Origin of the sequence: Emticicia sp. CRIBPO, from assembly GCF_009905725.1 — a bacterium.
Lineage (GTDB): Bacteria > Bacteroidota > Bacteroidia > Cytophagales > Spirosomataceae > Leadbetterella.
Map to the genome: position 1 here is coordinate 35,868 of NZ_JAAAKV010000019.1, position 15,101 is coordinate 50,968.

The window sequence follows — 15,101 nt, forward strand, 5'->3', positions numbered from 1 at the left end:
AACTACATTATTCTCCTTTTTCCGTTCTCCTTACTCCAACTTATTCCCCTTTTATCGTCTTATAAATCTCATTTCCAACTTCTGTACGAATATTGAGCGTACTGATCTTCACATTATCACGCGTCGGGTAAACGCGGTTGGAAAGAAACACGTACACCAGGTTATATGCAGGATCAATCCAGGTAAATGTTCCGGTATAGCCCGAGTGCCCGTAGCTTTCAGGAGATGCCATCTGAGGACCATTGCTGATCTTTTTATTAAAGTCCAGTTTATCAAAAGCAATCGCCCTGCGATTCCCTTCTTTGGCAAACTGATAAGAAGTGCATTCATCCACCACAGATGGTTTGATAAACTGCTGCCCTCCGAAACTTCCTTTCTGCAGGTACATCTGCATCAGCTTGGTCAGATCATTGGCTGTTCCGAACAATCCGGCGTGGCCTGAAATGCCGTTCAACAAACCGGCTCCTTCATCATGCACCCTGCCGTGAATGAGCGTCTTCCTGAACAAGGTATCTTTCTCTGTCGGTACTATTTCCGACAGGCCATAGAACCTTCTCGGGTTATAAGTGAGCGTATGAGCCCCGATGGCCTGGTAAGTCTTTTTCAGATATGTTTCCCAGTCTGTTCCGGTAATCAGCGGCACAAAATCCGGGTAAGCATAATAATGTAAATCGCTGTACACATACCCCTGTTCAGGTTTGACGGCCGAACTGGCTATCTGCCCGAAAATCACCTCTTTATAGTTCTTGTCAAGCCACAGGGTATCCGCCACCTGAACGGTGTACTTATCAGAAGGAGCAGAAGCAAAAATACCGGGTTTCCAGGTGATGGTCTGGGTTGAGAGGCACTTCAGCCAGAGTTTATCATCCTTCTTAATAGAGGCCAGGTAATCCAGCTTGTATTTCGGGGTCATATTAAAGATCTTGTGAATAACCGTCTTTTTACGATACGTCTTTATGAAAGCATTTTCCAGCTCAGGTTTCAGGAGAATCGCTTTTTTAAGCGTAGCCACTGTATCAATACAATCCATCCAGAAAGGTATCCAGGCTTTGAGACCTGAACGGTGCGTCAGCATATTCCTGAAGGTCAGCTTTTCTTTATTGGTGTTTCTGAACGGCGGATAATAATTGCCGTAGGTCTGATCCAGGCTGAATTTGTTTTCACTCATCAGCTGCATCACCGCCAGAAGCGAGGTGCTGACCTTTGTCACCGAAGCAAAATCATACAAATCGGTTGCTTTCACTTTACCCGTCGCAAAAGCACCGGTATTTACGATTTTATTGAATCCTTCATCATAATTGGTCCTAACCTGCTTTCCGCCATCCATCACATCGGCTTTGGTACCGGTTTCAAATTTCTTATCACCTGAAACCACAGCCCCTGCAGCATCAGCCTGCTCATAGGTATGGAATCCGAATGTTTTGCTGTAAATCACCCTGCCGTCTTTGGCCACTTCCATCACCGCTCCAGGATAAGCTTTTTCCCTGATACCGAGGTTAATCACCGAGTCAATCCTGGCGTTCAGCACCTTACTGTCCAGACCCACCATTTCCGGTATCCCGTAAGCCAGCCTTCCGATTGATTTGGTGTCGCTCCCGAGGTTGATCGGATACTTTTCAGAGACAGTCACCGGCAAACGCCCTTCCATCGGGATGGCACCGAAAACACCCTGGGCTGCAGCCTCTTCAGAATAATTGGTAAGTTGATTGGCCAGGATCACCGCTTTGGCATTGTCCAGCCCTTCGAGTTTGGATAGAGTATAAGGATTACCGAAAATAACGACAATGGCTTTCCCTGTTTCGGTCAAAGCCTTCAGTGCTTTTTGGTTGGCGTCCGTAATGCCGTATTTAGCTCCGGGACGGATATTAGCCAGGTGTAATCCGACGATGATAAGATCCGACTTACCGGCAGCTTCAACGACTTTGTTCCGCAATGAGTCGTTGGCATTGACAGGGATGCTCAGCAAATCGACTTTCGTATAATTGGCTGACATGTTCTGAAAAGGGGTAGTTGCTGCCGCATCAACAGATACCACGGCAATGGTTTGCGTCAGGTCTTTTACAGGAACAGCCTCCCCGGAATTCTTAATTACAGTCAATGTTTTTTCAGCAAAAACACGGTTGAGATAATCCGACTGAATGGTATTCAGATCTTCCACCAGCCCTTCTATTTTGACCGGGAAATAGTTATCCAGACCCACCCACGATTTAGCCATCAATATTTTCCTTACTCTTTCATTCAATATCTCAACGGTCAGTTGCCCGGTATTGACAGCTTCTTTGATCGCTGCCACCGCCTGCGGCACATCTTCGAAAGTCTCCAGGATATCGTTTCCGGCCAGGATGGCTTTTACCAGGGCCTGTCCGTTCGGAAAATACTTCACCGCACCCTGCATATCCATAGCATCCGTAAAAACCAGTCCTTCAAAATTCATTTCTTTTCTCAGCAGATCCGTAACGATTTTGGGCGAAAGTGTAGAAGCCAGATTTTTAGTGGAATCCAGCTCAGGAATGCTCAAATGAGCTGTCATAATACCCGAAATCCCGTTATCAATCAGTGCCTGAAACGGAAAAAGCTCTGTTCCTTTCAAATGTTCTTTATTGTGACTGATGACCGGCAGATCATAGTGTGAATCTACTCCGGTATCTCCGTGACCTGGAAAATGCTTGGCAGAAGTCAGAATCCGCTGGCTTTGCATACCTTTCATATAAGCCAGGGCTTTGGCAGCCACCTGCGTTTTATCTTCTCCGAAAGACCTGAAGTTGATTACCGGGTTATTGGGATTGTTGTTCACGTCTACCACCGGGGCATAATTCACATGCACACCCATCCGCTTACATTGTTTACCGATCTCTTCACCCATCTGGCGGATCAGGTCATCATTGCCCTGCATAGCCCCGAGGCTCATCTGGTATGGAAACCTGACTGTACTGTCCAGTCTCATGGCCAGCCCCCACTCCAGGTCCATCCCGATCAGGAGCGGCACCTTTGATTTTGCCTGCAGTTTATTAATGATTTTAGATTGTATGGTAGGTTGTCCTGCAAAAAACACAATCCCTCCTACTTTATATTCTTCTACCCATTTTAATAATTTCTCGGGATCATATCCCTTACCGGAGGTATTTCCCCGTGGCATCAGCAACTGGCCGATTTTTTCCTCGAGGGTCATCGAATTCAAGGTATTCTCAACCCAGTTGCGGTTATTTTTAGTTAAAAACTCGGGCTTGGTCTGGGCAAATACCTGGCCGGAAGCCCATAATAGGAACAAACAAAAAAGATATACAGATTTTTTCATCTTAAGATTTTTAATGAAGCTTTGAAATTAGTAAAATGATCGGGATAAAATACAAGCAGGCGGGCATTTATTGCAAAAAAGCTCTCCATCGGCAAAGCCAATGAACATTTTAGCAACAAGTTTATATCAATAGGAATTACTGCAAACCAGGTTGGGGACCCTGACTCAACGGAACCCAGAAAGAACGGATTTTGTCGGTATTTACTTTCTTACGAGCCTTAGCTAAATCATAGTTTTCCTGTACTTTCAACCAGAATTCTGCCGTGGTATTGGCAAACGCTTTTTCAAGTCTGACGGCCATTTCAGGGGTATGACTTTGTTTCCCATTGATGATTGCCGACAAAATTTTCCGGGTTGTTCCCAAACCTTCTGCCACTTCTGCGATGGTCAGTTTCTCTCCGGTTTCTTCTCTTATTCCCTCAATAGTCTCCCGGATAAGTTCTCCGGGATGGGCAGTATCAAATAATGCCATAATCTGTTTAATTTAAATGATAAATAATTTCTAATGTTCTTTATAATTTATACCTCAACTGAACTTTGACATCAGTCTTCTGAGGTTTATTCAGGGCGTCAGTTCCTGAACCGATGCTTTCACGGTCGGAAACACGGGTTTGGGATACCCTCAGCCAGAAATCAATCCGGCGGCTGACGGCCACCTTCCCGATCAGATACAGCCTTATACCTTTGCCGTAGTAAGCCGGAAAAGAAACGGAGTATAACACATCATTTTCATAGGCATATACCCTTGAATCATAACTATCCGTCTTAAAAAATGCAATTCTGGAACGAAGCTGTATCCTCCGGAAAGTACTCTCTATATCCTGGATAAAAGCCAGACCGCCAGACTTCGTAGTATTTTCATACCTGGAAGTATTGTATTGTATCCTGCTCTGAAATTTCAGCGTCCGCTTCACGACATTTTCATAGGTGCACATCCAGGTTTCTCTGTAAATATTGACCGGAACATCCGAATGGGTCTGGTTATCCGGCAGATTTTTCTGTTTCTGCTCAAAATGATACTGGGCATAAGTATTCACTTTTTTATTGGGCTGATAGCCGATTCTGAATAAATAATCATGCCCTGACGAAGGAGCATCTACCAGGTATTTTAGCCATGGAAATCTGAAATTATCATAAAAAGCACTCAGTACCAGTCCCTTCTTCGGGGTGTATTTTAAGCCGTTATAAATTCCCTTCTCATTAATGTTACGGCTGTTCTCTCCGAAAGCCGCTCCGTAAAAAGAATGAAAGTCCTTATCATAAGACCTCAGGTTGAATGCCCATTCCAGTTTCGGGTGCAATGAAGCCACAAAACCGCCTGTGGCACCGATCCCGCCGGATGAGGACCGGGCTATTTCACCGAAAAAGTTAAAATTCTGCCAGGAATAAGAAATGTTTGACCCGGCCACCAGGTTGGCCGTTCCGGCAAACTCAAACCGGTTATAGGGCAAATCCCTTTTGACATATTCAGAGCCCAGGTGGGTGTAAATAAGACTGAGCCCTATCTGGGTCCGCTGACTCCTGTACACCATATTTGCTCCGTAATTCTGCTCATGAATAATGTTCTTGTTTGCAATTTCGGTCTCAGTTCTGTGTAAACCCGACATCAGCATAGAACTGAAAACGGCGGCGGCTCCGTCATCTTCAAATTCGGTTATACTCGCATCTTTCTTCCGGTTTGAAAACATCAGCGTCCATTCTGTCTTTCCACTTTTGAGAGTAGCAGCGGCTCCTCTGAAGCTGCCGTTTTCGACCAGCGAATTATAAGGCCGGATGCCCAGGTTGCTCCGCCGGGTGGTATAAACCGGCTCACCGCCTTTTCCGGCAGCAAATCCTGCTGAAAAGACCAGGCCCTGCCCAAACTGGACCAGGTAATCCCCCAGCACCAGATTTTTCAGAATTCCTTTATTCTGGACCTGTAAATGAAAACTGTAATAATCCAGCAAACTCTTCTCTCCCTGGTCTTTTTCTGAAATAAACCCAAGACTGTAATCCTTCGGTTTGCTTAAGCGGTACCTGGTATAAATCCGGGTCCTGGAACCTGCATATTTCTCATCCGTAAAACCTTTGGCAGATTCAAGGGTCCGGTCAGCCCTGATCAGCAGGTAATTCTCCACAGCATTTCTCCAGATACCTTTAAAATCTTCTTTCCGGATATGATCTCTGACCTCAACAAACGGCAAAATGCTCCTGATCACGCCCAGGTCAAAGCCTGCAACTGTCTGTAGCTCATATAAAGTCAGAAAATCGCCCGTGGACTCCCGGTGCCTGATGAGGTTGTTGATCTGCAATTCGGAAAGCAGAAACAGGCTCCTCAATTCATCTGCTGTGGCATTGTTCAGATCGAGGGGCTCCTGGTAAAACTGGAAAAGGGCCTCATAAAACTCTTCATAGTTCACGTCTTCCTGCTGTGCAGGCACCAGTCGCTGAATAAACTCGTCAGGGTTTATTTCCGGTCTCCTGACCTGCTGGGCCTTTGAAACAATAGCGAGAAGAACAAGAAAAAGAAAAATCAGGCCATGTCTATTGTGTGTAAAGATTCTTTTCATTCTCTTTTTGCGGGGATTTAAGGGTCATAGAAAGTGTGAACTGGTTAGACATACCAAAATACGTGTCGGTGGAAGCGGCATAATCAAAGCTGAATTTCCGGTATTGCCAGCCCAAACCAAAATGAAAGGCTTTCATCTGAGGATTGACACCTGCAGCAGCAAAGAAATTCCTGTAAAATTCATATTGAAGCCCTGCTCTGAATGTGGGCTTTAAGCCCACATAATAGTCTGACTGTGTGGCTACAAACACTTTTTCAGAAACCAGGAAAGCAAATCCTAGGCTTAATAACACAGGAATCTTCTGTGATTCATACAATTTAGCCGAAGTAATATTGTAAGCATGAAAACCCATGCTGACCTTGGGATGTACTTTAGCCATGACGCCGAATTCGGCCAGAAAACTGCTCCTGGAAGAAATCTGGGCCACGCCCGAGTTGAGATAATTAAACTTTAAGCCCAAAGATACCCTACCGGTGTTCTTGGCGATAGCCAGCCCCAGCTTACTTTCATGGTAAAGCTTATCGCCAAACTTTTCTGCCCCTACCCCGAAGTTGAATTCGCTGAACTCAAAACTCCCTGCGGCTCCGTAATATCCGAGCCCGCTGATCTCAAATCTCGAAAAATAACTCGTGCTGAGATAACTCCCTTTCATAAACCCTAAACCGGCAGGATTATTAAAAAAAGACTGAGGATGCGAAACCGCCACCAGGGTGTTGGCCATTGCCCATGACCGGGCCCCGATCGGGAAAGGTTCTCCGGAAGCCAGAAGGCGGGTACTGCAAAGCAGAATCAGGCAAAAGTGTGTCAGATGTTTCAATGTTGTATACGTGAATTTTGCTCAAAAATAATAAAGGAATTTTAAAAAGCAAATACACGTATGCACGTATTTATTAAACGGCAGATTTAACACACCTCTAAATAAAAACAGCGTACCGGTCAATGCCCGAACGCTGTTTTTATCATCAGAATAGCGAAGTCTTATTTTCCACCCGGAGGACAATTATCCCTCAGGAATTTGGTAAACAACCCGTTCAGGTGCTTTCGGGTACCTTCTCCCTCACGGATACCGTGCGAGCGGTTAGGATAAGCCATAAACTGGAACTGCTTATTGTGTTTGATCAATTCATTCACGAGCATTTCGGCATTCTGATAATGCACGTTATCATCGCCGGTACCGTGAATATAAAGTAAATTCCCTTTCAGGTTTTTAGCATGGGTAATCGGTGAACCCTGCACAAAATCCTCAAGGTTTTCCTGCGGAATACCCATGTATCTTTCCTGGTAGATGTTGTCATAACTCAGCTGATTGGCCACAGCTGCTACCGATATACCTGTCTGATATACCTCCGGATATTGAAACAATAAATTGAGCGTGGTAGAACCGCCACCACTCCATCCGTGCACAGCCACGCGTGACGCATCAATAAAAGGGTATTTCTCCAGTACTTTTTTACATCCCATCGCCTGGTCCCTGATGTTGATGATCCCGATCTTCCTGTAAATCGACTTTCTCCATTCCCTTCCCTTCGGGGCGGGTGCTCCACGGCCTTCTATGGCCATGTAAATGTACCCGTCATTAGCCATATCACCATCATACAAAGCGTTCTTACCTATGCCCCAGCGGTCAGTCACCTGCTGACCCGCCGGCTCTGCATAGACAGAAAATAAAACCGGGTACTTCTTATTCGGATCAAAATTAGCAGGTTTGGCCATCCAGCCGTCCATGGTTACACCGTCTTCAGTTACTACCTGGAAGAACTCGACATTCGACTGGGCTTTCTTCGAAGGATCAAATTTCTTCGCAATACTTTCCGGCTCTTTAATAGCCTTGTGATCAGGAAGTGTGATCCACTCTCTCATCGGGCTGGTGTAATAATTTGAGAAGGTGTGATTGGCAAATTTCGCATCAGGCGAGAGCGTATAATTATGAGAGCCTTCCTGGGCAGCCGGGGTCATTCTTTCAAGCTCTCCTTTACCATCCAGTTTCACCCTGAAAAGGTACCTCTGGGTAGCGTTGGCCGGAGAAGCAGAAAAATAGACATACCCGCTCTCTTCATCGACACCGTCCGGGCTGATGACGTCATAGTCTCCTTTGGTCAGCAATACCTCGCTTTTTCCATCCCTTGATACTTTATAGATATGTCTCCAGCCATCTTTTTCACTGATCCACAAAAAGGATTTCCCGCCTTCAAGCCACTCCCAACCTGCCGGATTGTCGCCGTTCCAGCTTGAACGTATATCAACCCAGGCTTTATCGGTTTCTTCGTAGAAAACAGTAGCGGCACCAGTTTTGGCGTTGGCGTAGAATAATTTACTGCTGTTTTGTTTTCTGTTCAGTTGCTGCAATATCAGTTCATTCGCATTTTCAGCCCATTCCATTCTCGGGATATAATGTTGCCTGTTATCCCCCGGCACTTTCATCCACACGGTTTTAGCAGTAGCAATATCCACCACACCCACTTTGCAGGAAGACGGCGACTCGCCTACTTTAGGATATTCCACAGGAATTGTAAATGAATAAATAGAGTCTGTATTATTGATCATGTAAAAGTCACGGATCGTATTGGCATCAATCTGCCAGTAAGCAATGCTCTTGCTGTCCGGACTCCATCTGAAACCGTCTCTGCAGCCAAATTCTTCTTCATAAGCCCAGTCAAACGTTCCGTTGATCAGTTTTTTGGTCCCGTTGGTGCTGGTCAGCACTTTTACGGCACCTGTCTTAAGGTCTTCCACATAGACATTGTTCTTACTGACATAAGCTGCTTTGAGTCCGTTCGGTGAAATTTTGGCGAACATCAACGACGATGCCGGAAGGTTTTTACCCAACTGTTTCAGGGCTTTGGTTTTCAGGTCAAGAATCCAGTAATCGCCGCGGGTTTCATATCTCCACACCTGCCTGGTGTTGGTAAATATCAGGACTGCATTTCCATCCGCAGAAAGGGAAAAATCTTTAATAACCAATGCTTTATCAGCACCGGAAGGCTTTAATGATTCACCGGAAATGAAGGTTTCCTTGGTTTGAGACTTAATGTCGGTTCTGACTATGGAATTGCTCTCGACGGAATACATTCCTTTGCCGTCGGCAGTCCACTTCGATCCTCTGCCGGGCTGAGCTGTTGCCACCAGACCACTCAAAGAAACAAAGAGAAATAAGTAAAAGGTTTTTAGCATTTTAATAAAGTTTAGTTGCCTGCAATTTACACCATGAAATTGAAATTTCAGAGTTTCAGTAGATCAACCCCATATTTTCAGATTCTAAATGCCGGTTAAAGCAGAAGACACAGTAAATTAATAGAAAGATAATATGATTTTTCCATGGAAAGCCTCCCTTCCTGATGATCTTTGCCGTATCACAATTTATGTGGTTTTCGGGATTTTATTTTGCATTTTGGATTATTCCTTGAAGAATATTTGGACTATTTCCATAAAATATTCATAAAATAGGATTTCAAGAAATAAATGGGGATTTTTGTACAAAAAAGGACATAAACTCGTTTAATTCAAAACAATATAACCCTAAACCCAAATAAAATAATCAGTTCTCTTATTTATGCAAAAGGTAAAATTTCAAAACAAACAGCAGGCCGCATTTTTCTCTACATTAAGATCTAAAGTTGAAGACTATTTCGAAGAAAACAATCTTTCCAAATGCGGGGGAAACAAAATCATGATCAAAGCCATTTTCATGCTTTCATTGTATTTTATTCCCTATGTAACGATTCTCACCGCAGGTCTGTCTCCTGCTGTCAACCTGATCCTCGTCATTGTGATGGGTTTCGGTGTCGCCGGTGTGGGAATGTCCGTCATGCATGACGCTATCCACGGGTCGTTTTCTGACAACAATCTTTTCAATAAAATATTCGGAGGCAGCTTATACGCTCTTGGGGGCAATGTATACAACTGGGAGATACAACACAATAAGCTGCACCATACTTATACCAACATTCATGAAGTTGATGAAGACATCACCGGAAAATTCCTTCTGAGACTTTCTTTCCAGGACAAGAAAAAAGCGATTCACCGTTTTCAGCACATTTATGCCTTTTTCCTTTATAGTCTCATGACCCTTTCTTTCCTGTGGAAGGATTTTAAGGAAATCAGGCTCTTTAACGAAATGTCTAAAACAGGCGTCGTGAAGCCGTTCCCGAAAAAGGAAATCTTCAAATTGCTGATCACGAAAACTATTTATATCGTATTTATCTTTGTGATCCCGTATTTTGTAATGGATATTACATTCGGACAATGGTTTTTAGGCTTTATGCTGATGCACTGTACTGCCGGTCTGATCCTGAGTACTATTTTCCAGCTGGCTCACGTGGTTGAAGGGGCTCATCAGCCGCTTCCTGATGATCAGGGAACTATCGAAAACGCATGGGCTGTTCACCAGTTACAAACCACTTCCAATTTTTCAGGATCAGGCAGCTGGTTCTCATGGATGGTAGGTGGTCTTGACTACCAGATTGAACATCACCTGTTTCCGACCATTTCTCATGTTTATTATAAAGATTTGTCGCCGATTGTAGCTGAAACAGCCAGGGAATTCGGACTGGAATACAACTCGAAAGGAAACTTCAACAACGCCCTGGTCTCGCATGTCAGAATGCTGAAAAACCTGGGCAGAAATGAATCTTATTAATTTTCGGATTTATTAAACAAAAAAATATTTTTCTTTGTTATGTTTAATATTCAAACTAGCCTTAAAACAAACATTAAATATTCAGAGTTATGTTAAAGAAAATCATTTCAATCGCGTCAGTCCTCTTAATCGTCGTATTATTTATGAACTTCCAGATTCTCAAAGGATTATTTTCAGACAAAAGTGAAGTTAACATCAAGCCGGCTTCTGTAGCAGCAAAGGGTTCATTATATGATTTCAAAATGAATTCACTGGATGGTAAACTGATTGATTTGTCTAAATACAAAGGCAAAAAAGTAATTATCCTTAACGTGGCTTCCAAATGTGGTTACACCCCTCAGTATGCCGACTGGCAAAAATTCCATGAGAAATACGGTGATAAAATTGTGGTTTTAGGATTTCCGGCCAACAACTTCGGAAGCCAGGAACCGGGTACTAACGAAGAAATTGCTACTTTCTGTCAGAAAAACTATGGCGTTACATTCCAGATGTTCGATAAAGTGGACGTAACCGGTGATGCCCAGGCCCCTTTATACAAATGGCTGAGCACCAAAGACCTTAACGGATGGAACGACAAAGCTCCTACCTGGAATTTCTGCAAATATGTGATAAATGAAAAAGGTGAACTGACTCATTTCTTTGCTTCGAAAATCAAGCCTGAAGATGCAGATTTCAAAGCAGCTGTAGGCATCTGAAAATAAACATCAGACATTTTTATGAAGAGTGGAGTCTAAATCAGATTTCACTCTTTATTTTTGCCCCAGAATCAAAACAATACCGAATGTCTCCCTGGTTATCTGCCGCCCGTCCCCGTACCCTGCCCCTGGCTTTGTCCAGTATTTTTTTAGGTAGTTTTCTGTCATGGAAAGCCGGGAAAGCCGACTGGCTGATATTTGGTCTCTGCTGCCTCACCACCATTCTCTTGCAGGTACTTTCAAATTTTGCCAATGACTATGGCGACACTCAGAACGGGGCAGACTCTGCCGACAGGAAAGGCCCCGACAGGGCCGTTCAGGCCGGATTGATCACTCCCGGGCAAATGTTCAATGCCATTCTCCTGTTCGGTGCCCTAGCCCTCATTTCAGGTATTTCATTGCTTTATTTTTCTTTCCGGAATGCTTCTTCACAGGAGTTCTTTGGTTTCCTGGGTCTCGGGCTTCTTTGTATCGTAGCAGCCTACACCTATACTGCGGGTAAGAAACCTTACGGCTATGCCGGTTTGGGAGATGTTTCCGTACTGATCTTTTTTGGACTTGTAGGTGTTTTAGGGAGCAACTACCTTTTTACAAAGACCTTCAATCCTGTCAATATCCTGCCGGCACTCAGCTGCGGACTATTTGCAACGGGCGTTTTGAATGTCAACAACATCAGGGACATTGAGTCGGATACGAAAGCCGGCAAAAAAACTGTACCGAGCAGAATCGGGAAGAAAAATGCGATCGCCTATCACTGGCTTTTGCTCATTGGCGGCATGTTTTCGGCAGTGGCATATAACGTTGTGTCGGGTGACCATGCTTACTGGTATGTGCTGACTTTCCCTTTATTTGTATTCAACGGCGTCAAGGTTACCAGGCTTGAAAACCCTGACCCTATGCTGAAGCAGCTGGCTCTTTCCACTTTACTTTTCGCTGTCCTTTTCGGCTTGTCAGGGATCTTATAAATGGTCTTAAAAACTAAAATCCTGCTTAAAAATCAATCATTTCCTGATTTCATGTCAGATCGGTATACCATTAGATAGAATTCTTTTAAAAAAATAAAAAAATCTATTCAAAATGAAACATATAGTTTATTTTTGAATGATCAAAAAAAGTTCAAAGACCCATTTTTATGAAAAAAACCTTTACGCTTCTCTCGTTCCTAGTTTTCATAGCCCCACAGATATATGCCCAACAAACCGCCGCTGATTATTTTGACCTGGGCGTTACCCGTAGCAAATCCGGTGATTATATCGGAGCTTTAACTTCCTTCAGTCAGGCCATCACCATGAACCCTGATAACCCTCAGAGTTATTTTAACAGAGGGCTGGCCAAACAGGCTCTTAAAGACCATCGCGGTGCTATACTTGATTTTGACAAGACCATTGACCTGAGTCCGAGAGACGGATCGTCTTTCCTTTACAGGGGTATTTCCAAGAGCTTGCAGGAAGACTACAAGGCAGCTTTGCAGGATTATAACAGGGCCATCGAAATCAACCCTGACGATGCGTATGTGTTTCTTCAGAGAGGGATTACCAGGGCTAAGCTGAACGACTATAACAGGGCCATCCAGGATTTTACGAGGGTGATCGAACTCAACCCGGCTGATTCTGAAAAATACCAGGCGTTTTTCTCGAGAGGGCTTTGTAAAGCAAAAATTGAAGACTACAGAGGCAGTATCACGGATTACACCAAATCTATCGAACTGAACCCTAAAAGAGCCCAGACCTTTGCAGGGAGGGGCTTGAGCAGAATTAAAGTGGAAGATTTCACCAATGCCATCCTTGACTATGATGAAGCCCTTAAACTGGATTCACAGGATTCTGAATCATATTATTACAGGGGCTTTGCCAAGGCTAAGCTGGAAGAGTTTAACGGAGCTAAAATAGACTTCGACAAAGCCCTTCAGCTGGACCCGGCCAGTGCCAAGGCTTATTATGGCCGCGGATTCGTCACCAGCAAAATAAACAACCAGAAAGCAGCCATAAACGACCTTACCAAAGCCATCACTCAGAATAATCTGAATGCTGATGGTGGCAAAATAGCCTACCTGGGGTCTATGCCGAAGAATACCCTGGATGCTCTTCGCGGAGCTGTACAGGAAAAAATCAAGGTGAGCGAGTTTTCAGAAGAACGCTCTGAAGCTTACTATGCCAGGGCCATGGCCAATTTCAAATCAGGCAGTGCCAGGGATGCCATTGCTGACCTTAACAAGTGTATCGACCTCAACCCTACCTATGCTGAGGCTCATTTTGCAAGAGGTATTGTAAGATCTTCTGAAGGACTGCAAAGAGATGCGATCATTGACCTGAGCAACGCCATCAAGATCAATAACAAGTATGCAGAAGCTTATTATGTTCGCGGGTTGATCAAAATTGCACTTGGTGATGGTAATGGCGGGTGTTTTGACCTGAGCAAATCCGGTGAACTGGGCTATTCAAATGCCTACACCGTCATTCGCGAATACTGTAACTGAAAACAGCACGATATACAAAAAGCCATCTCCGGATGGCTTTTTTTGTTTAATTCCATTTCCATATGGCTTTGAAATCTTTCTCCGGCAGATCTCCGATCAGGATATTTCCGGCTTTTTCTACCCAGGCATGGGCTTCAAAACCGCCGTCTGTCTTCACCCCGATGATCAGTTCGGCTGATTTGTCATGACGCATAAAATATTTCAATGTCAAAGCCTGCGGAAGACATAAAGCAGAAAAGACAGGACTTACCTGCCTGATGCTTTTAACCAGCCGAAAAGTCTTGTCTCCGGTAAATTCCTTCTCTTTTTCCACATGGATCACCCGGGCATAGAGGTTCCTGAACTTTTGAAACGACATGAGCCTGAGTGCAAGACTGATTAAACCGGTCACCATAAATGCCCGGAGAACTTGCCATTGCCCTGCGGGCGACAGCTTTATGAATTTCTTAAACCTCTTCAATAAGCTTTTCATTGATCAGCTCAGTCAGTATATTTTTCAGGTCTGCTGAACAGGTTTGTTCATCTATAGCATATTTTGAAAGGATTTCATTTTTCAGGGTTTCAAAATCTGCAGGGGCCTTCTGTAGCAATTCCCAGATGACGGTGCCCGTGCTGTTTAATCCGAAATAGGTTCCTGCCTGGTGGTCGAGGATAACACTCTCCCCTTCGAGGTTGGAAGAGACATGGTTTTGAGAAAGCCGGTACTGTGACATGCGTTAGTTTTCTTAATCCGGCATAGGCCTAACACCCATTAAATGAGCAATTTTGCTTCAGCCGGAATGGTTAATTACCTTATTTTTCCGCAAATATAGATAAAAACATTTCAGCTGAAACAGCATAAATCAGGAGATTTTTACCAGAAAAAATAAAGGTATTTTTTGTGTGACTTTTTGATTTTTTTGCGTCTAAAGGGGATTTTCACTCCATAAAAACAAGCCTCAGGACATTGTAAAGCTATTCATAGCCTGTAGACAAAAGGCATGAATGGCTTACAATTTCTGCCCGGAGACTTACTCCGGCACTGCTGTATTATCAGGCGGTAGGTTTGTGGTCTTCAAAACGAAGGTGTTTCACCGATTCTCCTGAGTTGGCCAGCTCGTTTAATGACTCTATACCGATCTGAAGGTGTTTTTCGACAAAATTTGTCGTGATCTTCCTGTCACTCTCCTCGGTCTTAACCCCTTCAGGCTGCATCGGGTTGTCAGAAACAAGCAGCAGGGCTCCGTGTGGTATTGAATTGATAAACCCAACGATAAATATGGTGGCTGTTTCCATGTCTACCCCCAGGGCCCTGATTTCTTTCAGATAGTTCTTGAATGTTTCGTCATGTTCCCACACCCTTCTGTTGGTGGTATAGACGGTGCCGGTCCAGTAATCCATTTTATGTTTGATGATCATCTCAGAAACGGCCCTCTGAAGCCTGAACGACGGCAGGGCGGGTATTTCGGGG

General features: G+C 44.2%; 11 protein-coding genes and 1 pseudogene. 4 read left to right on the forward strand and 8 right to left on the reverse strand.

The annotated features are described in order from the left end of the window. Positions 1-40 precede the first annotated feature (40 nt). From GVN16_RS25430 to GVN16_RS25450, 5 genes are all read right to left on the reverse strand, one after another. Positions 41-3,295 carry a glycoside hydrolase family 3 N-terminal domain-containing protein gene (locus GVN16_RS25430; protein WP_166566796.1) on the reverse strand — a complete coding sequence of 1,085 codons (3,255 nt, stop codon included), beginning with the start codon at positions 3,293-3,295 and terminating at the stop codon, positions 41-43. A 136-nt stretch (positions 3,296-3,431) separates the two neighbouring features. Next, on the reverse strand, positions 3,432-3,767 hold the full coding sequence (locus tag GVN16_RS25435) for a HigA family addiction module antitoxin (protein ID WP_166566797.1): 336 nt from the start codon (positions 3,765-3,767) through the stop codon (positions 3,432-3,434). A gap of 40 nt (positions 3,768-3,807) precedes the next feature. Continuing rightward, the gene (locus tag GVN16_RS25440) at positions 3,808-5,844 is read right to left on the reverse strand and encodes a helix-hairpin-helix domain-containing protein (protein WP_166566798.1); all 2,037 of its coding nucleotides are present in this window, start codon (positions 5,842-5,844) and stop codon (positions 3,808-3,810) included. After that, positions 5,819-6,661 carry a hypothetical protein gene (locus tag GVN16_RS25445; RefSeq protein ID WP_166566799.1) on the reverse strand — a complete coding sequence of 281 codons (843 nt, stop codon included), beginning with the start codon at positions 6,659-6,661 and terminating at the stop codon, positions 5,819-5,821. Before GVN16_RS25445 ends, GVN16_RS25440 begins: the two co-directional genes overlap by 26 nt. Positions 6,662-6,822: 161 nt before the next feature. Beyond that, on the reverse strand, positions 6,823-9,015 hold the full coding sequence (locus GVN16_RS25450; protein ID WP_166566800.1) for a S9 family peptidase: 2,193 nt from the start codon (positions 9,013-9,015) through the stop codon (positions 6,823-6,825). Between the two features lie 379 nt (positions 9,016-9,394). Between GVN16_RS25450 and GVN16_RS25455 the strand changes: the two genes are divergently transcribed. From GVN16_RS25455 to GVN16_RS25470, 4 genes are all read left to right on the forward strand, one after another. Then, a complete protein-coding gene (locus tag GVN16_RS25455) occupies positions 9,395-10,480 on the forward strand; it encodes an acyl-CoA desaturase (RefSeq protein WP_166566801.1) in 1,086 nt (361 codons plus the stop codon). An 89-nt stretch (positions 10,481-10,569) separates the two neighbouring features. Continuing rightward, on the forward strand, positions 10,570-11,175 hold the full coding sequence (locus GVN16_RS25460) for a glutathione peroxidase (protein WP_229244368.1): 606 nt from the start codon (positions 10,570-10,572) through the stop codon (positions 11,173-11,175). Positions 11,176-11,261: 86 nt separating this feature from the next. Continuing rightward, entirely contained in the window at positions 11,262-12,140 is an 879-nt protein-coding gene (locus GVN16_RS25465) for a 1,4-dihydroxy-2-naphthoate polyprenyltransferase (RefSeq protein WP_166566802.1), read from the forward strand. A gap of 167 nt (positions 12,141-12,307) precedes the next feature. Continuing rightward, positions 12,308-13,651 carry a tetratricopeptide repeat protein gene (locus GVN16_RS25470; RefSeq protein WP_166566803.1) on the forward strand — a complete coding sequence of 448 codons (1,344 nt, stop codon included), beginning with the start codon at positions 12,308-12,310 and terminating at the stop codon, positions 13,649-13,651. A 46-nt stretch (positions 13,652-13,697) separates the two neighbouring features. Here the strand turns inward: GVN16_RS25470 and GVN16_RS25475 are convergent, their stop codons facing one another. The 3 genes and pseudogenes from GVN16_RS25475 to GVN16_RS25485 all read right to left on the reverse strand — a co-directional run. Next, the gene (locus tag GVN16_RS25475) at positions 13,698-14,123 is read right to left on the reverse strand and encodes a lasso peptide biosynthesis B2 protein (RefSeq protein ID WP_166566804.1); all 426 of its coding nucleotides are present in this window, start codon (positions 14,121-14,123) and stop codon (positions 13,698-13,700) included. Beyond that, positions 14,098-14,364, reverse strand: coding sequence for a PqqD family protein (locus tag GVN16_RS25480; protein ID WP_166566805.1), 267 nt, complete (start codon positions 14,362-14,364; stop codon positions 14,098-14,100). The genes GVN16_RS25475 and GVN16_RS25480 overlap by 26 nt, the downstream gene beginning before the upstream one ends. Positions 14,365-14,683: 319 nt before the next feature. Beyond that, positions 14,684-15,101: pseudogene (locus GVN16_RS25485) on the reverse strand (AMP nucleosidase); the annotation flags it as partial.

Coding starts and splice junctions, on each gene's coding strand:
- GVN16_RS25430 (WP_166566796.1), bottom strand. CDS start 3,295: ATGAAAAAATCTGTATATCTTTTTTGTTTGTTCCTATTATGGGCTTCC.
- GVN16_RS25435 (WP_166566797.1), bottom strand. CDS start 3,767: ATGGCATTATTTGATACTGCCCATCCCGGAGAACTTATCCGGGAGACT.
- GVN16_RS25440 (WP_166566798.1), bottom strand. CDS start 5,844: ATGAAAAGAATCTTTACACACAATAGACATGGCCTGATTTTTCTTTTT.
- GVN16_RS25450 (WP_166566800.1), bottom strand. CDS start 9,015: ATGCTAAAAACCTTTTACTTATTTCTCTTTGTTTCTTTGAGTGGTCTG.
- GVN16_RS25455 (WP_166566801.1), top strand. CDS start 9,395: ATGCAAAAGGTAAAATTTCAAAACAAACAGCAGGCCGCATTTTTCTCT.
- GVN16_RS25460 (WP_229244368.1), top strand. CDS start 10,570: ATGTTAAAGAAAATCATTTCAATCGCGTCAGTCCTCTTAATCGTCGTA.
- GVN16_RS25465 (WP_166566802.1), top strand. CDS start 11,262: ATGTCTCCCTGGTTATCTGCCGCCCGTCCCCGTACCCTGCCCCTGGCT.
- GVN16_RS25470 (WP_166566803.1), top strand. CDS start 12,308: ATGAAAAAAACCTTTACGCTTCTCTCGTTCCTAGTTTTCATAGCCCCA.
- GVN16_RS25475 (WP_166566804.1), bottom strand. CDS start 14,123: ATGAAAAGCTTATTGAAGAGGTTTAAGAAATTCATAAAGCTGTCGCCC.
- GVN16_RS25480 (WP_166566805.1), bottom strand. CDS start 14,364: ATGTCACAGTACCGGCTTTCTCAAAACCATGTCTCTTCCAACCTCGAA.